Here is a 19,922-nt window from a genome sequence, read left to right as displayed (position 1 = left end):
ATGCGAGTCGTATGCATATATGTTCCCCATTGTAACATGCATTAAGGTCATGTATATACTGTTGCAAGAGGCGAATAAGAACAAACGTTCTAATCATTATATCATATTTATACGTCTAAACCGCATATGAAAGAAAAAGCATGAAATCAATGTCATGATCCCATGCTACAAATGTTATTTTGTTAGCGCATGCTCTACTTTAATGCATCGATCCATGATCACGGTATAACCAGCATCACTTAACTGCTGAAATACGTCTTCATCTACAACACCTAGCTGAGTCCAAAAAATGGGACAATCAATATTTTGAAATTCACTCGCAAGACTTGGCAAATATTCCGAACGTCTAAAGACATTAACAATATCCACTTTGCCTTCTATTTCAGCTAATGATGCAACCGCTTTTACACCTAATACTTCCTTAACTTTGGGATTAACAGGGATGATTTCGTAACCACTTTTTTGCATGGCTTCACTTACCATATAGGATGTACGATTAGGTTTATCACTTAAACCTACGACGGCAATCCTCTTTGCTTGTTTTAACATCTTTCCGATTTCAGTTCTTGATGGGTTTTCTATACTCAATACATTCACCTCTTATTTTGAACTCTACACTATTTTATCTGAATTAAAGTATAAATGCGAATAGATCGCAATGCTGTTCTTTCTGACATACAGCTTCATCTTTTTTATAAAGCTTTCCTTTTCGCTAAATATCACGTAATCCACTTAACAAAAAAGTTCTTTTCTACTAATTTTAATCATATATCTATTTAACATTCGTTTCATACTAGGGTAATCTTTGCAATTGAAAAGATATTTTAAAAGCAACATAGTACATTCACTTATTTACGTGGTACAATATAAGAACTGTATTTTTATTCCGTGGGGGAGAGTTTATGACATTTGAAGTAATCATCGTTTTTCTTATTGCTTATTTAATTGGTTCCATTCCATCTGGATTAATCATTGGTAAAGTGTTTTATGGCATTGATATTCGTGAGCATGGTAGTGGTAATCTTGGTGGGACAAACACTTTCCGAACGCTAGGAAAAAAAGCAGGTTTTACCGTTACACTGGCCGATATCCTGAAAGGTACCATAGCTGCTGGATTATTACCAATCTTCTTTGATATAGATATACATACAGTAATTATAGGAATTTTTGCTGTTATTGGCCATATGTACCCGATATTTGCAGGATTCAAAGGTGGTAAAGCTGTTGCTACATCTGCAGGTGTTGTGCTGGCGTTCGTGCCCGTCATGTTTGTGGTAATATTAGCTGTATTTTTCATCTCACTTCTCACTACTAAATATGTTTCATTATCATCAATGATTGCTGGTATTGCAGGATTGATTTATTCACTCATTCTTGGTGATCCAATTTTAATCATAGTGATTGCCTTAATGACATTGTTCATCATTTATCGACATCGTACAAATATTAAAAGGATTATCAATAAAACCGAACCAAAAGTCAATTTATTTAAAAAGAAAAGTTAACATTCAAAAGACAGCGTTATAGAATGCTGTCTTTTCTTATTTATTCATTTCTATACTAGGTAGATCGAAGCTATAATTTTTTCTAGTAATCTATCTTTTTTACAATTCCTAAAAAATTCCTTTAACGAATGAAAACGGTGATTGAAAGCCATTGAATGACTTTGGTATGATAAGATTAATAAGTCCATCATTGCGATTTAATTAAAAATATGACATTTTAACTCATATACATAACAAGAAAAGTAGAGATGATTCGTGTTTTTTTCTCAATATACATGTTTTTCTAACATATAATGCAATTTCTTCTAATAGAATAAAAGAGAATGACATTAGATACTACTTCCACATGACAAACAATGGTAAGGATGATAAGAAATGAAATTAACTGAGATTGTCTTAAAAGAACTACCATTTCCATACTTCTTAATTGACAACAATAATCACGTGGTTTCAACATCTATAGTTAATCAGCATACAATCATTGGTACCCCATTCACACAATTAATGAATTACGAAGATGTCGAACAATTTAATGAAATACGCAAGAAAAAAGCAGTTCTTAATTTACAGCTATTTTTCGGAAACGGTTATCACAATTATCGCGTCTATACGATTCCTGAGGAAGAATCATGTCATTTATTTTGCTACCCCTTATTTCATTCATTATCTACTGATCATAATTATCAAACACAACAATTAGAGCAAAAACTCCTCAGATTTAGCTTAGAACTAAATGAAAAAAAGAAAATCATTCATGAAACTGCGTCTCAGATTAATGAAGCTAATTTCACAAATGAGTACGCACAAAATTTAAGTACACTTGCAGCATCGATGGCACATGAAATACGTAACCCGCTTACAACAGTTAAAGGTTTTTTACAATTGTTAAAACCCTATCTCAATGAGTCAGGGAAAAATCAATATGTTGATATTGCTCTAGATGAGATTAATCGTGCCAATGATATTATTCATGAGTTTCTAAATGCAGCAAAGCCAACAGACAATATTAAAGAACGTATTTCTATTAATAAACTTGTTCACGATACTTTCCTGTTGTTTCAGAGTGAAGCGATTTTAAAGAATACTGCACTCTCCTTCCAATTATCAAAAGACGATCCATATATTTATGGTAATGCCAAACAATTAAAACAAGTACTAGTCAACTTAATTAAAAATGCACTGGAATCATTTGATACACAAGAGCAGCATCAAGAAAATACGATTAATATCTCTGTTAGAAGGACAGCTGAAACATGTTTAATCGTTATAAAGGATACTGGTTTCGGAATGAATGAAGAGACATTAGAAAAGCTTTTTCAACCTTTTTATTCTACTAAATCGACGGGCACAGGCATTGGGTTATCCATTTGTAAAAGAATTATCGAACAACATAATGGCTGGATTAACATTTCATCTGAAATGAATGTTGGTACAACGATTAAGATTACTTTACCGCTAGATAAAGAAAATACATACAGCAATTGAGAGATTAACTTCACATATCCGAATGATCTGGCATCGTTTTATAGCAAAAAAAAGAAGCCTCCGTTTTAGTCGGAGGCTTTTTTTCTTATTAAATTAATTGTTCTTTTTCATCCTCAACCTTTTTATTTTGAAATAAACCAATGATTATTCCTAGAACCGCTCCTAAAAATGCAGGTACTAACCAACCTAACCCTACATCATATAATGGAAGAATACTAGTGAATAGATTATCTACTGAGGTAATCGTATATCCTGCTGCTTTAAAGCCATCAAAGATACCAATAATAAACGTAAATAACATACTCATTTGGTAAACAGATTTCTTACCATTAAACAACGGGTGTAAAAACGTAAGGATTAATAATACAATCGCTAATGGATAAATAGCTGTTAATACCGGTACTGAAATAGCAATCAATTGACTTAATCCAAAATTAGCAATCGCTGCACTAAATACTGAGAAAACAATAACAAACGTATTATAGGAGACTTTAGGCATGATTTTACTAAAATAAGCTGCACATGAAGAGATTAAACCAATACTAGTCGTTAAGCATGCGGCAATGACAATCACACTTAGTATAACTCCTCCAAATGAGCCAAAATAATGCCCGGAAACTTGAGATAAAACCGCCCCACCGTTTCCTAATATACCTAATTGAGAAACACTACTAGCACCAATATAAGAAAGTGAGCCATATATCACAGCAAGCAAACCGGCTGAAATTAATCCTGCTTTAATCACTGAAAGCATCACTACTTTAGTTGATTGAACGCCTTTAGAACGAATGGCATCAATTACGATAATTCCGAATACGAAAGCAGCAAGGGCATCCATTGTTAAGTAACCTTCAGTAAAGCCGTTAAAGAAAGAGTTAACAGTATATGCCTCACTTGGTGCTTGTAGAGATCCTAGTGGATTAACAAATGCTACTACAATTAAAATTAAAATAAATAATAGTAGAATAGGTGTTAAAACTTTACCAACAATATCAACAATTTTCGATGCATTCAGAGAGAAGAATGCGGTAATTCCAAAGAAGATGATAGAGAAGATAACTAATCCAATCGTACTCCATTCATCAGAAATGAATGGTCTAATACCAATTTCATAAGAGACCGTACCAGTTCTTGGTATCGCAAATAATGGTCCGATAGATAAATATAGAACAACTGTAAAAAGTAGACCAAAGAGTGGACTTACACGACTTGCAAGCGATTGCAAGTCACTTTTACCAGAATAACCTAAAGCGATTACACCCAATAAAGGAAGACCAACACCTGTTATAATAAAGCCCGCTACTGCGGCCCATACGTTCGTTCCTGCTTCTTGACCCATCATTACTGGAAAAATTAAGTTCCCAGCACCGAAAAATAATGAAAATAACATAAATCCTACTGCAATAATATAAGAAGACGGAACCTTTTGATTCATATCTTCTACCCCCTTCTGCCTCTACTGTTGTAGTTAACAATCTTCAATTACTATAATTTACTAATTCTTCAGAAAATTCATATTTAAATATAATATTGTATGAATTACAATCTCTGAAAAAATTCAAGCAATATATTGCATTATTAAAGTAACATATCCATGTAATGAATGCAATATATTATTTTAAAAAAATATAGTCATATGTAATATATTAATAGAATTATTCTTACTTAATTTACTAGTAGAGACCTCGATAATTTTACATTCTTGATTGGAATGACTAAGAATAATCCTTCTAGTTATCAAAAAAATAGTGAATATTATTATAGGTTACATAAAAAAACCCTTACAAAAGGAAAATCTTTTGTAAGGGTAAAAAACAGTTAAATTACTTCTTCATTCTCTTTTATCTTTGTCTCTCTTTTAAACAGATCTATTACAATACCTAAAATTACACCAATGATAGCTGGTACAATCCAACCTAATCCCACTTCATACAACGGAAGAATGTTTGCGAATAAATGATAAACAGGCTCTATTTGAACTCCTGCTTCTTTTAAACCGTCAAAAACACTAACAATAAACGTTAAAATCATACTCACTTGATAGACAGTCTTCTTCCCATTAAAAAACTGATGGAAAAATGTTAAAATTAATAATAAAATCGCCAAAGGATAAATCGCTGTAAGTACTGGAACAGAAATAGCTATTAACTCTGTTAAACCAAAGTTCGCAACTGCAGTACTGAAAATAGCAAATGCAATTACATATGTCTTATAGGAAAATTTAGGCATGATCTTACTAAAATAGCTAGCACATGAACTGATCAAACCTACACTTGTTGTCATACAAGCAATAATCATAACAGCACTTAGAACGATTCCTCCATAAGAGCCAAAATATGCATAGGCAACACCCGAGAGAACAGCTCCACCATTTTCAAGGATACCTAATTCCGCAACACTACTAGCACCCATATAAGCCATCGCACTATAAAAGAATGCTAATAAAACCGCAGCAATCAAACCAGCCTTCATCGTAGCAAACATAATAGAGCGATTTGACTCTATACCTTTTGCCCGCAGTGCATTAATAACAATTACACCAAAGACAAATGCAGCCAGTACATCCATAGTTAAATAGCCTTCTGAGAAGCCATTAAAGAATGAGTGTTGTGAATAAGCTTCTGTTGGCTCCCCAAAAGATCCTAGAGGATTAAAAACAGCAACAAGAATTAATAGTAGTATAAAGCTAATTTTAATAGGCGTTAAATATTTACCAACAATATCAACAATCTTTGATGAATTTAATGATAATATCGTCGCAACACCAAAGAAGCAGATTGAGAATATTAATAAACCAATCGTCAGTGAAGATTCTGGCAATAATGGTCGAATTCCAATTTCAAATGAAACACTTCCTGCTCTCGGAATGGCAAATAATGGACCAATAGCTAAATACAATATAATAGCGAAAATCAGTCCAAATGTTGGATTCACTCGACTTGCAAGCGATTGCAAATCACTCTTACCTGAAAAGCCAAGAGCAACAACAGCTAATAATGGCAGTCCCACACCAGTTATAATAAACCCAGCTGTCGCTGCCCAAACATTTGTACCCGCTTCTTGCCCCATCATAATCGGGAATATTAAATTACCCGCTCCAAAGAACAAAGAGAATAACATTAAACCTAATACAACCACATAAGAATTTGAAGATTTTTGATTCATATTTACAAGTTTACCCCTCTCAATTACAACTAGCAGATGATTTTTTCACCGCTAGTATTTTTCAGAATATTTATTCTTCATAAAATTAAATATTCTGAAATAATTTTTAAAAATTCTGTCACTTATCTAATTCCCGTTAATATATTGCATTAATAAGATAACATATCACTATAATGAACACAATAAATTATCTTAAGAAACTAACGGAAGAGGTGATATATTGCATTAAAAACTATATTATTATATAATTTTTTCTATATATTACTAATATAGATAGAATATTTCCGGATTTCTTTCAGCAATTTTGAAAAATCACACTATACTAACAGAGTAATTTACAGATATTTGATACGCAAAGGTGGTTTATTATGCCAATTCCAAGTAATTTTTCAACTCCACAACGACTTTCAGCTAAAAAACGAGCATTCTTGCAAATTCAAGAATGGATTATTGATGGCACGTTAAAACCAAAAGAAAAGCTGAATGATGCTGATCTTGCGGAAGCTTTAGGAGTCAGCAGAACACCCATTAGAGAAGCATTACAATTATTAAATTCCCAAGGATTTGTAGAAATGTATCCGGGTGTAGGGACACAAGTTACTGCAGTAAATCACGAAGATATAACGAAAATCCTTCCTCCATTAAGTGTCCTGCAAGCATTGTCTTCTGAATTAGTAGCAGGCAATCTGGGGCAAGAGGTAATTAATCGTTTAAAAGAAATTAATCAGAAATTTGCTGAAGCTATTAAAACTGAGGATTCATTCTCTGCTCTTAAATATGACGAAGAGTTCCATCAATTAATAGTAGATGAAACAAAAAACCCTTATATAACTCAGGCGATTGAAGGTCTCCAACCTCACGTTATGAGACTTTACTATTACAAAGCCATTATCTTAACAGAATCATCTATCGACGAGCATGAACGGATCATACAAGCGCTAGAAGCAGGTGACAAACAAACAGCCTCTGATGTAACAAGAATCAATTGGATTCGTGCCATCAATGAATATTTTTCTGAGCATAAATAAGGTTCCCTTCTCTTTCCAATCAAAATCTTAGCAGTGTGTTTCGCTTTCGTATACAATAGTCTTATAAAGATAAAAGGAGTGGGGACCTTGGACATTCGATTGAGTGACAAAGCCATTAACTGGTTTAAAGATGAGATGCTTTTAACTGCCGGAGATTACGTTCGTTTTTTTGCCCGGTATGGAGGTTCAAGCCCGATACAACAAGGATTTTCTTTAGGTATTTCTAATGAAGAACCGGTCAATCCTGTCGTTACGAAAGAATCTGACGGTATCCAGTTTTTTATCGAGGAAAAAGACTTGTGGTACTTCGATAATCATCATTTGATTGTGCAATATGACGAGGACTTAAACGAACCGCAGTATAAATATGAAAAATAAACATCACCCCTAGCTCTATAAAACTAGGGGTGATGTTTATTATCTCCAAATATGCTCTTCTTTTCCCTCTAACTTCATAATTTCAATTTGTTTATCTCCTAATAAATCAAAATGAGAGTATCCGTCTTTACGATGATGAATCCACTCCGGCTTCAATCCGTACTTCTTCCCCCATAAAATGAGCTGATTCAAATCGGACGCTCCCACCTTCGTGACCGTCTTACACGTGGGAAAACGATCATCAAGCCAATAATGAGTAAGAAAGGCGATCTTTCCAGCATCTATATCAGATTTCCACTTTCTTACATCAACCCTAGTAATACCGAACGCCATTTTTAAGCCTTCTTTCTTTATTTCTTTGCTTTTTCGTATGCTTCATGCCAATCTGGAAACTTCCTCCGAAGTGAAATCGGTCGAAAACTATCCTTCTTCACACAAGTGTGTAATGAAGACCCACTAACAGCGAGAATGCCTTCTTGGTTATATATTTCATATCCATAAGTTGTCCTTAAACCATCATAATCCTCTACCCAAGTCTTGACTGTAGCTGTCTCTCCATAATGGAGAGGCTTTTTATAAGATGCTTGTATGTCAAGTACAGGTGATAATACACCTTGTTCTTCTAATGCCGCATAATTAAAACCTAGGTCTTTTACGAATTGCGTTCGACCTAGTTCCATCCAAATAATATAATTGGCATGATAGACCACACCCATTTGATCTGTTTCCGCATATCTAACTTCTATCTCTTTCGTTGAAACTAGCACTAGTCTTGTCTTCCTTTCTATTCGGACCAATTGTATTTATAAAATCTCTCTCTGTTAATGTGGATAACGATGACTCACTTGTATGTGAATCTTCCATAATTCTTCTTGCTTGATTCTGAATAGCCCCTTCAGCAAGATTCACAACTAAACGACCATTCCCTTCTGTTACTGTAGTCGTAAAATACTCCAGCAGTAATTGTTCGGCCGCCTTCGTTAAACTCATTTCATATCTTGTTAAAAATGCTTTCATCATCTTCAGCATCTCTTCAGCAGTATAGTCCGGAAAATGTAAAAACTTTTTAAAACGCGACCTTAGTCCAGGATTACTTGCCAATAGCTTTTCCATTTCCACTGGATAGCCTGCTAATATCACTACCAAGTTTTCGTTATGCTTAGTCATTTCATCTACAAGCGTATCTATCACTTCTTTTCCGAAATCAGTAGTGATATCAGATAAAAGAGAATACGCTTCATCAATAAACAAAACACCACCTAATGCTTGGCGAATAAGTTTTCTTGTTTTTAATGCTGTCTGGCCAATATAACCAGCAACAAAGTCGGCTCTACTCGAAACAATAAGATGGCCCCGTTTGAGCAAGCCGCATTCTTTTAATAATTGTGCGAAGATTTTCGCTATCGTCGTTTTCCCAGTACCTGGATTCCCTGTAAAAACTGAGTGTAGCTGCACAGGAATGGCCGGTAATCCTTGTTGCCCTCGCATATGCTGTACTTGTACAAATGACACTAAAGTCTTTACTTCTTCTTTAACATGCTCCAATCCAATCATTTCATCCAGTTGCTTCTGCGGTTGATCAATAGACTCTTCCTCATCAATGGTAAAATCATCTTCTTCTAATATGGTTAGTTCTCTAATATCTGCTTGATCACCCTTTATACCTTTAGAAAATATCGCATCGAGAATGACATCATGTACAGCTCTTGCGTTACCAAAGGTATCATCAACACGCTCTCTTTCTATTCTCTTTAACAACGCCCTTTCTCCTGAACTAGTTAGCACATAATCATTATTTAAAGCGATTCGCTTTCCTATCTCTAACAACTCGTAGTCATTGTAATCTGAAAGATGGAGATGGTTTGCTTGCGGGAAACGACTGCGTAATCCCGGGTTTACTTCAAGAAACTGTCGCATTTCATCAGGATAGCCTGCCAATATTACTGCCAATCGTCCACTATACTTTTCACTTGTCATTAACGAAACAAGGGTATCAATTGCTACTTGTCCATAATCGTCCTTTGATTGATCTGATCGATTCAATGTATAAGCCTCATCGATAAATAATACTCCACCTAGCGCTTTTTCGACTAATTGTCCAACATTCTCTTCGGTTTGCCCAACATATGCACCAACTAATTGTGAACGATTAGTTTCTATGACATTCTCCCTTGGTAAGACACCCAAATGATTGTATATACGCGCAAGTGTTCTCGCTAAAGTTGTTTTACCTGTTCCAGGATTCCCTGTAATCACCATATTGAGACTCATTTGATCTCGCTGGTTAAAACCTAAAGTACGACGTCTATGTTGATACTGTAAAAATTGATAATAAGCTTTAATTCTCTTCTTTACATTTATCATACCAACCATTTCATCAAGTTCATTTAAAGGAGTCACATGTTGCTTTTTCTGTATTTCGTAGGCTTCAATTCTTTGTTGCCACTTTTCTTTCACTTTCAAAAGTTGCTCAATTTTTCTCTTTACTTCATCATAATGTATCGCTGTATGAAATACGCCAGATATCGACTGCTCATATGCTTCGGCAACCTCAACTAATTCACCGCCAATGGATAGAGCGTCTTCGAGGATAGCATATAAATCGTTTACAAAAGGACTCAATTGATCATTTTTATACTTACGTAGTTCCTCTTTTTGTCGTTTTAAATGTTCTTTTGCTTTATGAGTTTGTTGCATAAAACGGTTTGTGATGGCTATCATTTCTTCTGCAGCATATTTTTTTGTTGCACGATTATCAGTTTCACGAATAATAGGATATTGAAGTTGATCCATGAATTCTTTGTTAATCATCCATTTTGTTTCTGCGAGCGCTTCTTTTGCTCTGAGATTCTGCGGTGATAATTCAATCGCCTTTTGTAACCATGCAACTGGCAATTGAACATCTGTTTTGTCCCTTATAGCAGACAATTGCGCTGCTTCTGTTAGCAACTCTGATAATTGTTCAGCATCCGTTTTTTCATCTAATCGAGAGATTTGTTCAAATATATTTCTTTCAGTATGTACTTGCTGGGAACCATTTTTATCAATATCTGTTTTTTTCTTTTGTTTCATTCTATTCACATCACTTTATTCAATGGTTTAAACTAACTATACCATATTTTTTTCTTCATATTGAAGTAAAGCCGCTTACATACAAAAGGATGCTTAGGTACGGCTTACCTAAGCATCCTTTTGACATTTATTCACCTTTTGTTTGAATCACATCAGGTTGTTTGCCTGTTTTATCCTGCATTTGTTTACCTTTATTGCCACCAAAACCTCTTGATTGTGTACCAAGGTGATTGGGGACAAAAGCTTTACTGTTCTTTTTTGGATTACCCATCACTTATCCCTCCTTCATTTTATTATGTTCGGAAGTTAAGTGAAATAGTCAGGTAAAAATCTACTCTGCCTTTAGGTGACTAGCATGTTTTTCTTCTAATCGCATTTCTATTTTATCCATTGCAGACTGATCTTTCATTAATTGAAGCTTATTCTCTAATACCAGATCAGCAAACGTTCTTCTTTTAGGTTTTCTCATAAAATTCTTCACCCACCATTTCTTTCTATTTTATAAGCAGTATGCCCCATTCAATAGAAAGTTATTACAAATTTTAGAAAATTTAATAATGGGCTTAGTTATTGAATTATAAAAGAGATAGATTAAAACTGTTTTAACTTTTCTTTAATTAATGATAAAGGCATAGCACTATAGTATTTATCCCTTATGACGCCCTTTTCATCAATGAAATAAGTAGTTGGTATTACCATCACATGATAAATTTCATTTACTTGATCATTCTCGTCTAATAAAACCGGAAAAGTAATACCTAATCGCTCAACATATTTGCTGACATTACTTTTTGTATCAATGTTAATGGCAATGATCTCTATATTAGTATCCTTTTTATTTTGATAAAATGATTGGAAATCACGCATTTCTTGTTTACATGGCGCACACCAAGTAGCCCAAAAATTGAGCATCACTTTTTTTCCGCGAAATTCCGTTAAACTGACATTTTTACCTTCAATAGTCTGAAGCTTAAATTCGGGTGCTTTTGTGCCGATCTTCAAACCAGGTAATTGATCTTCTGCTGCAGTTTCTAGCGGGATAAATAGTAAAAGGCAACAAAGGAATAATAAGGTTTTTTTCAACTAGAACACTCCTTCCTTTCATTATTGTTCCTAATAGAAAAGAAAATATAGTGTTCTGATCATCCAAAATGAAAGAAAATATGTAAATAAATAAACAAAAGCGATACGCATCCATTGAATCATAGGGAAATGCGAGTGATAGGCTTTAATAAATAAATAAATTACCATGATAACTAAAGCGAAGAATAGACCTTTCAGTCCACTATTTGAATAAACAATTATAAGAGGGTTTTTTATTACATCTGTAAACCTCATTATTAGTGGCAGCCCTTTATAACATAGGAGAAAAATAATTAGACCAGTCACCAGACTAGAACTAACTTCATCTTTTATCTTCCCATCAACTCTAAACAAAGTTTTTAAAAGAAAATATGTGATTACAAACGCTATCGCAAGACTTAACTGATTCACAGTAATTAAAAACGGACCAATCATCCATGCTTTCAATTGTTATCTCCTTTTGTTTTACTATGCTCAATCATTTTTACTCATTTCATTTAGTTCTAAGGTTTTTTTAAACTTTCACATCGTGATTCTATGTGTATTGAATGAAGGCAAATTCCTTCCTAAAGGGTGAAGTTTGTTGAAGTTTGGAAACTAAAAACCCTCTACACATCTAGAGGTGTAGAGGGCAGGAAAGCTACAATTATTTCTTCAATCGATTACGAAGAACCATTTGCAAGATACCACCATGACGATAGTAATCAATTTCCACTTCAGAGTCGAAACGAACAAGTGCTTCAAAAGTAGTTATAGTGCCATCTTCTGCAATTGCTGTCACTTTTACAAAGTCGCGAGGTCTCACGTCTTCTCCAATTTCAACACTAATTGTTTCCTTACCAGTTAATCCTAGTGTATCAGCACTCTCACCAGCTTTAAATTGAAGTGGTAGAACGCCCATTAACACAAGGTTAGAACGGTGAATACGCTCATAGCTTTCGGCAATAACTGTTTTAATACCGAGTAAATTTGTTCCTTTTGCTGCCCAGTCACGAGATGATCCCATTCCGTAATCCTTACCAGCAAGTACAACTAATCCAGTGCCATCTTCTTTATATTGCATACATGCATCATAAATGGATGTCACTTCACCAGTTGGCCAGTACGTTGTGAATCCACCTTCAGTACCTGGTGCAATTTGGTTACGGATACGGATATTAGCAAATGTACCACGCATCATAACTTCATGGTTACCACGACGAGAACCATAAGAGTTAAAGTCACGAACTTCTACGCCATTTTCGCGAAGGTATTTACCAGCTGGTGTATCTTTACCGATTGCACCTGCAGGAGAAATATGGTCAGTTGTAACAGAATCACCAAATTTACCAACTACACGTAAACCATTTAATGGTTTTACTTCTTCTGGATCTGGTTTTAAACCTTCAAAGAATGGTGGGTTTTGGATATAAGTAGATGACTCATCGAAAGTATATAATGGTTCATTACTTGTTTTAATTTCATTCCAACGCTCATTATCATCGAATACACGCTCATATTCAGCACGGAATAAATCAGGTGTAACCGTTTGTTTAACGACTGCATTGATTTCCTCTGTTGTTGGCCAGATGTCTTTAAAGAATACATCGTTCCCATCTTTATCTTGACCAAGAACATCATGTTGAAGATCAACATCAACTGTTCCAGCTAGAGCGTATGCAACTACTAACGGTGGTGAAGCAAGGTAGTTACCTTTCACTAATGGATGGATACGACCTTCAAAGTTACGGTTACCAGAAAGAACAGAAGTAACAAGTAAATCACTGTCAGCAATCGCTTCTTCAATTTCTTCTTTTAAAGGACCAGAGTTACCGATACATGTTGTACATCCATAACCTACTAGGTTAAATCCTAATTGCTCTAAATAAGGAAGTAAACCAGAGTTATTTAAGTACCCAGTTACAACTTTTGAACCTGGTGCTAAAGATGTTTTCACATATTTAGGAACTTCCAAACCAAGTTCTACTGCTTTTTTCGCAACAAGACCTGCACCAACTAATACATAAGGATTAGATGTGTTTGTACAGCTAGTGATTGCAGCAATTGCAACTGCACCCGTTTTCATTGTCGTAGAATCGCCATTTTTGAAGTTAACTGTTGCTGTTTTATCAAACTCTTTCTCATCATAACCAAAACCTTGGTTACCTTGAGGAGCAGTAACAGCTTTATTAAATTCTTTTTTCATAGCAGAAAGCGGAATTAAATCTTGCGGACGTTTTGGACCGGAAAGGTTCGGTTCAATATCAGCTAAGTTAATTTCTACTACATCTGTATAAACTGGTTCTAATGAAGGATCGAAGAATAAGCCATTTGCTTTAGAATAAGCTTCAACAACTTTGATTTGTTCTTCTTTACGTCCAGTTAGACGCATGTATTCTAAAGATTCACCATCAACTGGGAAGAACCCACATGTTGCACCATATTCAGGTGCCATGTTCGCGATTGTTGCACGATCAGCTAGTGGAAGTGCAGGAACACCTGGTCCGAAGAATTCCACAAATTTACCTACAACACCGTGTGTACGTAAAACTTGTGTTACTTTTAAGGCAAGGTCAGTAGCTGTTGCTCCATTAGGTAGCTCACCAACAAGTTTCACCCCAACAACTTCAGGAACTGGGAAATATGAAGGCTGTCCAAGCATCCCAGCTTCCGCCTCAATACCACCAACACCCCAACCAAGTACACCGATACCATTAATCATCGTTGTATGAGAGTCAGTACCAACAAGTGTATCAGGGAATGCTTCAAAATCTCCTTCTGTTGTTTCATTTGCAATTACAACATCAGCAAGATATTCTAAGTTTACTTGGTGAACGATACCTGTCGCAGGTGGAACAGCACGATAGTTATCAAATGCTTTTTGTGCCCAACTTAAGAATTGGTAACGTTCTGCGTTTCTTTCAAATTCTAAAACCATATTTGCATCTAGTGCATCTGGTGTGCCATATTTATCAACTTGTACAGAGTGGTCAATAACAAGATCAACTGGTTTTTCAGGGTTGATCATATCTGGATCTCCACCCATATCAGCCATAGCTTTTCTTAAAGAAGCTAAGTCTACAACTGCTGGTACACCTGTAAAGTCTTGAAGGATAACACGTGAAGGTTTAAATGGTACATCCACTTCCTTCACATCTGCTGTTCCCCATTTTGCTAAGTTTTCAACATGCTCTTTTGTAATTACACGACCGTCATATTGACGTAGTACAGATTCAAGTAGGACTTTAATAGAATATGGTAATTTAGATACCTGTCCTATACCTGCATTTTCAAGTGCTGCTAAGTCATAGTAATGATAACGTTTCCCATCTACATCAAATGATTTACGGGAATTAAACACATCATTTTTCGCCATAGTATTACCCCCTAATTCGAACTACAAAGTACTATAATACCACTTAATGGTAATCAGTCGAAAAGTTTGAATTTTTACCCATCCTCACTTTTCTCACAATTCCTATAATAATACAACATTCAACATAAGTAAATAACAAGAAAGTTATTGTTATTGATAAGTTTTTCTTATGGTATTTCTAATAAATGATATGATAAACATAAAAACACCGCAATTGAGAGAGGTTATCAATTACGGTGTGAAATACACTTCATTTAATTATTATATTAAGAAAATAAACCAATCGCGTTTAATTGACTTTTTTCGACTTTTTTAGCCCTATTTTTATTTTTCTGATTGCACTTGGCTTGTGATGGCATCCAAATCCGTTTGAAATTTAAGCAATTGCTCTTTTTGATGCTCAGATGCAACTTCTAAAGCATTTTGGATTTGTTCATAAGTTTCTGCTATTTCTTGAGACAGATGTTTGAGTTGTTGGCCATACGTACTAGCATGTTTATCTATTACATGATACTGTTCTTCTACATCTTCCATACTTTGTTGGGCTGCTTGAAATGCTTGCTGTTTATTTTTATGATAAGGCATAACTTGTTTTCACCTCTTTTGCTTTTCTTACAATTAAATTGTTCAGAGTGAGGATAAAATATACCGTATAAAAAATGGGGATTCTTTCATCCTATAAACAAAAGGAGGGAAATGAAAAAATGAATAAAAATGATGGTAAAGATATGAGAAAAAACGCTCCAAAAGGGGATAACCCAGGACAACCTGAGCCTTTAAGTGGCTCTAAGAAAGTAAAGAATAGAAATCATTCAAGACAAAAGAATCACTCTCATCATGATATGTAGAAGTTTGTTCGATACAATTGAATAAATGATCAAAATAAAAACCTTAATGAAATAACTCTGCATTCTTGAAATGAGTTCGGTATTGTATCGGACTCATTTCACCTTATCCCCGGACTGTTATTAATAAAAATAATACATCATTCATTTCCTTAACTTGATTAAGTAGCTTCATACAAATATATTTTATAAACTGTAGTTCTTGTACAGTTATCATCAATTTTGGAAGAAAATATAATTTCCACATTAACATTTAAAAAAATCGATTGTACGATTCACATTATTTGTGTATACGCATACATTATCATACTGGGGTGATATGTATGAATATGGAGTGGCAGAGTTGGTTTGAAAGCATGTTTCTTGATCCGTTAACATCTTTTTTAGACGAGTCTATCTTTCGTATCGATGTATTTGATACTGAATCAGCTTATATAATTGAAGCCTTAATTGAAGAGGATCGTTATCATCATGTGCAAGTTATACCAACGGGAGATGAGCTTATTATCAGTGCTGTTGCAAAAAGTGATGGTGCAACATATAGCAGAAAACTTATGCTTCCTCATATTACAACTCCACTACGAATCGTTCACCAGCATTCTATTTTGGAAATTTTCATAGACAAATAATGATACAATATTTAGTTGACATAATAAAATTATGTGAACCTTTTATCGTCTCAGGATTCGAACTAAAATAAACAAATTTACAATATGATAACTCCTGCATGGATATACTAAAATCTATTTTAACTTAAAGAAAAACGCCCGCGTAACAAAAGGGCGTTTTTCTTTATCTTTATTTTAGTTTATTTAACATATCCTCAGTCATTCTTGCGAGATCATACTCTGCTTTAAATCCCCATTCTTCTTTTGCGGCTGAAGCGTCAATGGCATTTGGCCAACTATCAGCGATTGATTGGCGAACTGGATCGACATCATACATTAAGACGAATTCTGGTATATGCTTACGGATTTCAGCAGCGATTTGCTCCGGTTCAAAACTCATTGCTGTCACATTAAATGAATTACGATGTAATAATTTTGCTGGATCAGCCTCCATAAGGTTGACTATCGCATTTAAGGCATCAGGCATATACATCATATCCATATAGGTACCTTTTGCAATATAAGAAGTATACGCTTTGTTTTTCATCGCTTCGTAATAAATCTCCACAGCATAATCGGTCGTTCCGCCTCCTGGAGGTGTTACGTAAGAAACTAATCCTGGGAATCGTAAACCGCGTGTATCCACACCAAATTTATGATAGTAATAATCAGAAAGGAGCTCTCCAGAAACTTTATTTACGCCGTACATTGTTGTTGGTCGGCAAATCGTATCTTGTGGTGTAAGGTCTTTTGGTGTAGAAGGTCCAAAAGCGCCAATGGAACTTGGTGTAAAGAATTGCGCACCCGTTTCTCTTGCTGCTTCAAGTGCGTTCATCAATCCACCCATATTTAAATTCCAAGCAAACACTGGATTTGCTTCAGCTGTGGCTGATAATAAGGCAGCCATATGAATAATAGAATCAACTTGATGCTTTTTCGCCACTTCTAACATCGTTTTTCCATCTGTAACGTCTACCATTTCAAAAGGTCCTGATGTAGCTGCCTCTGAGTCATTGCTTCTAATATCTGTTGCAATGACATGGTCCGTTCCATAGATTTCTCTTAATTTGAGTGTTAACTCTGAGCCAATCTGGCCAAGTGCACCAGTAATCATAATTTTTTTCATTTTTTCTCCTACCCTTTTCAACCCTCTCTAAAGGGGTGATTTTATATAATCTCTAATTCTTTTCCTACCGTTTCATATATAGTTAATGCTTGATCTAGCATTTCTTTCGTATGTGCAGCAGATGGCATATTACGTACACGGCCTGTTCCTCTTGGTACCGTTGGGAATACGATGGACTTTGCATACACTCCAGCTTCATTAAGTTTCTTACTAAATTCTTGCGTCTTCACTTCATCCCCAATGATACAAGGTGTAATCGGTGTTTCACTTTCACCGATATTAAAGCCTAATTTCTTTAAGCCTGCTTTTAAGTATTCACTGTTTTCCCATAACTTTTCATTGAGCGCTGTGCTCTCCATTAACATCTCAATCGCTTTTTTACTTGCAGCAGCATCAGCAGGTGTAACAGATGTAGAAAATAAGAAAGGTCTACTTCTCACCTTTAACCAATCGATTAATTGTTGTTTACCAGCTACATAACCACCAACTACTCCGATTGCCTTCGATAATGTACCAATTTGGAAATCCACTTTATCAGAAAGACCAAAATGTTTTACCGTACCAGCACCTTTACCTAATACACCAGAACCGTGAGCATCATCTACATATGTTATTAGATCAAACTCTTCAGCGATTTTAACGATTTCTGGTAATTTAGCAATATCACCATCCATTGAAAATACGCCATCTGTAATGACCATTACTTTATTGTATTGCCCAGATTCTGTTGCTTCCTTTGCTTTTGCTCTAAGATCGTCCATATCAGAATGATTAAATCGAATGATTTTTGCTTTGGATAAACGGCAACCGTCAATAATTGAAGCATGATTAAGCTCATCTGAAAGGATGGCATCATTTTTATCCATAACTGCAGAAATCGCCGCCATATTACAATTGAATCCAGATTGATAAGCAATTGCTGCCTCTGTATGCTTGAATTTTGCAAGTGTTTCTTCAAGCTCTACATGGATTTGCAACGTACCATTAATCGTCCTAACTGCCCCTGCACCAACACCATATTTATCAATCGCTTCTTTAGCAATTGTTCTTAACGTATCATTTGTTGCTAAACCTAAATAATTGTTCGAAGATAAGTTAATTAACTCTTTCCCGTTAATTTTAATGATTGGACCATTCGCACTTTCTAACGGGTCAATTTCGTTATATAATCCTTTATCTTTTAAATCCTCAAGATTTTCACTTAAAAATTGATTTAGAATATTGCTTGACATATTCCTTTTCCTCCTAGTGTTTCATCTTCATTTTCTTTTCAAAATAGACAACTGTCCTCTGTAAAAATACAACTATTTTCTAGTTATACATTTGCTATGTATAGGTTTTACAAATTATACTTTACCACATTTTAAATAATTGTACACATATAGAGGACATATTTTCAAAAGAACTTTATTAGTTAATTTACCCATCTTACTTAAAAAATGTTCAAATTTAATGGAAACGTTTAGATTTTCTGAGCATTTATAACAGATTTCAAATAGGTCTATGCTATGATGGAAACATTAATTATTACATAATGGAGGCATTTATTATGAAAATAGCTGCATTTGTCGGAAGCAATCGCAAAGAATCAATTAATAAAAAGTTAGCCTTATTAATGAAAGAACGTTATAAAGAAGAGCTCGAGATAGATATCCTCCCTCTTGAAGTATTACCGATGTATAATCAAGATGATGAACTTACACCGCCAGCGTCCGTTTTAGAAATTCGCCAAAGAATTAAAGATAGTGATGGGTTATTATTTTTAACCCCTGAATATAATCACTCCATTCCTGCCTTTTTAAAGAACGCCATTGATTGGTTTTCAAGAGTGGAAAAAGTTATGGTCAATAAACCTGCGATGATTGTTGGTGCAACGCCTGGTGCAATGGGAACAGTAAAAGCGCAAATGCACTTGCGTCAAATACTCAACTCAGCTGGAGTCGGCGCTGTCACGCTTCCAGGAAATGAAGTTTTTATCGGTACCGTCCTTGATAAAGTAAATGAACAAGGAGAACTTGTACACGAACAAACTTTAGATTTCTTAGATCAGGTTGTAATCAATTTTATTAACTGGTCAGAAAAAGTAAAATAACATTCACTTCCATTATTAGATTAAACATATAAAAATCCGTAATGTCCCAAACAACGCTAATGTTTTTGAGACATTACGGATTTTATATTTGTATAAAATTCAAACTCTTTTATCAACTAGAATCCCTATTCAAAGTGTAATTGATAATCCCCTTCCGTTTTCAATATTCTTTCACACATT

Annotated in this window: 21 protein-coding genes; 7 read left to right on the top strand and 14 right to left on the bottom strand. The window is 34.8% G+C overall.

Translation table 11 applies throughout. From position 1 onward, the window contains the following. Positions 1-174 precede the first annotated feature (174 nt). Positions 175-588: a CoA-binding protein gene (locus MKY26_RS05770; protein WP_095373322.1), complete on the bottom strand. Its 414-nt coding sequence runs from the start codon at positions 586-588 to the stop codon at positions 175-177. A 314-nt stretch (positions 589-902) separates the two neighbouring features. Between MKY26_RS05770 and plsY the strand changes: the two genes are divergently transcribed. Both plsY and MKY26_RS05760 read left to right on the top strand, forming a co-directional pair. Beyond that, positions 903-1,505, top strand: coding sequence for a glycerol-3-phosphate 1-O-acyltransferase PlsY (gene plsY, locus MKY26_RS05765; RefSeq protein WP_095373323.1), 603 nt, complete (start codon positions 903-905; stop codon positions 1,503-1,505). Between the two features lie 375 nt (positions 1,506-1,880). Further along, positions 1,881-2,990, top strand: a complete 1,110-nt coding sequence (locus MKY26_RS05760; RefSeq protein ID WP_095373324.1) for an ATP-binding protein — start codon at positions 1,881-1,883, stop codon at positions 2,988-2,990. Positions 2,991-3,078: 88 nt separating this feature from the next. Here the strand turns inward: MKY26_RS05760 and brnQ (MKY26_RS05755) are convergent, their stop codons facing one another. Together brnQ (MKY26_RS05755) and brnQ (MKY26_RS05750) are read right to left on the bottom strand one after the other, a co-directional pair. After that, positions 3,079-4,425: a branched-chain amino acid transport system II carrier protein gene (gene brnQ, locus MKY26_RS05755; RefSeq protein WP_322909312.1), complete on the bottom strand. Its 1,347-nt coding sequence runs from the start codon at positions 4,423-4,425 to the stop codon at positions 3,079-3,081. 383 nt (positions 4,426-4,808) lie between these two features. Further along, positions 4,809-6,155, bottom strand: a complete 1,347-nt coding sequence (brnQ, locus tag MKY26_RS05750) for a branched-chain amino acid transport system II carrier protein (protein ID WP_322909311.1) — start codon at positions 6,153-6,155, stop codon at positions 4,809-4,811. A 368-nt stretch (positions 6,156-6,523) separates the two neighbouring features. On the opposite strand from brnQ (MKY26_RS05750), the gene MKY26_RS05745 reads away from it, so the two are divergent. Continuing rightward, positions 6,524-7,183, top strand: coding sequence for a GntR family transcriptional regulator (locus tag MKY26_RS05745; protein WP_095373327.1), 660 nt, complete (start codon positions 6,524-6,526; stop codon positions 7,181-7,183). Between the two features lie 87 nt (positions 7,184-7,270). Further along, positions 7,271-7,561 carry a HesB/YadR/YfhF family protein gene (locus tag MKY26_RS05740; RefSeq protein WP_307314045.1) on the top strand — a complete coding sequence of 97 codons (291 nt, stop codon included), beginning with the start codon at positions 7,271-7,273 and terminating at the stop codon, positions 7,559-7,561. 39 nt (positions 7,562-7,600) lie between these two features. Here MKY26_RS05740 and MKY26_RS05735 read toward each other — a convergent pair whose 3' ends face one another. From MKY26_RS05735 to MKY26_RS05695, 9 genes are all read right to left on the bottom strand, one after another. Further along, on the bottom strand, positions 7,601-7,894 hold the full coding sequence (locus MKY26_RS05735) for a hypothetical protein (RefSeq protein WP_307314047.1): 294 nt from the start codon (positions 7,892-7,894) through the stop codon (positions 7,601-7,603). Between the two features lie 17 nt (positions 7,895-7,911). Then, positions 7,912-8,328, bottom strand: a complete 417-nt coding sequence (locus tag MKY26_RS05730) for an acyl-CoA thioesterase (RefSeq protein WP_095373329.1) — start codon at positions 8,326-8,328, stop codon at positions 7,912-7,914. Continuing rightward, positions 8,297-10,633: an AAA family ATPase gene (locus MKY26_RS05725; protein ID WP_322909310.1), complete on the bottom strand. Its 2,337-nt coding sequence runs from the start codon at positions 10,631-10,633 to the stop codon at positions 8,297-8,299. Before MKY26_RS05725 ends, MKY26_RS05730 begins: the two co-directional genes overlap by 32 nt. Before the next feature lie 127 nt (positions 10,634-10,760). After that, positions 10,761-10,904: an acid-soluble spore protein N gene (locus MKY26_RS05720; protein WP_095373331.1), complete on the bottom strand. Its 144-nt coding sequence runs from the start codon at positions 10,902-10,904 to the stop codon at positions 10,761-10,763. A 60-nt stretch (positions 10,905-10,964) separates the two neighbouring features. Then, the gene (locus MKY26_RS05715) at positions 10,965-11,102 is read right to left on the bottom strand and encodes an FbpB family small basic protein (RefSeq protein WP_095373332.1); all 138 of its coding nucleotides are present in this window, start codon (positions 11,100-11,102) and stop codon (positions 10,965-10,967) included. A gap of 122 nt (positions 11,103-11,224) precedes the next feature. Then, positions 11,225-11,716 (bottom strand): peroxiredoxin family protein, encoded by a 492-nt coding sequence (locus MKY26_RS05710; RefSeq protein ID WP_322909309.1) that lies wholly within the window; start codon positions 11,714-11,716, stop codon positions 11,225-11,227. Positions 11,717-11,746: 30 nt separating this feature from the next. Beyond that, entirely contained in the window at positions 11,747-12,163 is a 417-nt protein-coding gene (locus tag MKY26_RS05705) for a hypothetical protein (protein WP_322909308.1), read from the bottom strand. A 199-nt stretch (positions 12,164-12,362) separates the two neighbouring features. After that, positions 12,363-15,071, bottom strand: coding sequence for an aconitate hydratase AcnA (acnA, locus tag MKY26_RS05700; protein ID WP_095373335.1), 2,709 nt, complete (start codon positions 15,069-15,071; stop codon positions 12,363-12,365). A 324-nt stretch (positions 15,072-15,395) separates the two neighbouring features. Continuing rightward, positions 15,396-15,656 (bottom strand): hypothetical protein, encoded by a 261-nt coding sequence (locus tag MKY26_RS05695; RefSeq protein WP_095373336.1) that lies wholly within the window; start codon positions 15,654-15,656, stop codon positions 15,396-15,398. Positions 15,657-15,775: 119 nt separating this feature from the next. On the opposite strand from MKY26_RS05695, the gene MKY26_RS05690 reads away from it, so the two are divergent. Together MKY26_RS05690 and MKY26_RS05685 are read left to right on the top strand one after the other, a co-directional pair. Continuing rightward, a complete protein-coding gene (locus MKY26_RS05690) occupies positions 15,776-15,919 on the top strand; it encodes a small acid-soluble spore protein P (protein WP_224936401.1) in 144 nt (47 codons plus the stop codon). Between the two features lie 320 nt (positions 15,920-16,239). Beyond that, on the top strand, positions 16,240-16,545 hold the full coding sequence (locus MKY26_RS05685) for a heat-shock protein Hsp20 (protein ID WP_095373337.1): 306 nt from the start codon (positions 16,240-16,242) through the stop codon (positions 16,543-16,545). A gap of 169 nt (positions 16,546-16,714) precedes the next feature. On the opposite strand, the gene MKY26_RS05680 is transcribed toward MKY26_RS05685, so the two are convergent. Both MKY26_RS05680 and MKY26_RS05675 read right to left on the bottom strand, forming a co-directional pair. Then, positions 16,715-17,650, bottom strand: a complete 936-nt coding sequence (locus tag MKY26_RS05680; protein ID WP_095373338.1) for an L-threonine 3-dehydrogenase — start codon at positions 17,648-17,650, stop codon at positions 16,715-16,717. Between the two features lie 41 nt (positions 17,651-17,691). Then, positions 17,692-18,882, bottom strand: a complete 1,191-nt coding sequence (locus MKY26_RS05675) for a glycine C-acetyltransferase (RefSeq protein ID WP_095373339.1) — start codon at positions 18,880-18,882, stop codon at positions 17,692-17,694. A gap of 317 nt (positions 18,883-19,199) precedes the next feature. Between MKY26_RS05675 and MKY26_RS05670 the strand changes: the two genes are divergently transcribed. Then, entirely contained in the window at positions 19,200-19,742 is a 543-nt protein-coding gene (locus MKY26_RS05670) for an NADPH-dependent FMN reductase (protein ID WP_095373340.1), read from the top strand. Positions 19,743-19,922: the final 180 nt, after the last annotated feature.

The organism is Cytobacillus sp. FSL R7-0680, assembly GCF_038009245.1.
In the GTDB taxonomy this organism is placed as follows: Bacteria; Bacillota; Bacilli; order Bacillales; family Cytobacillaceae; genus Cytobacillus; species Cytobacillus kochii.
Note: the sequence above shows the minus strand (reverse complement) of the source record. Positions and strands in the feature narration are given on the sequence as shown.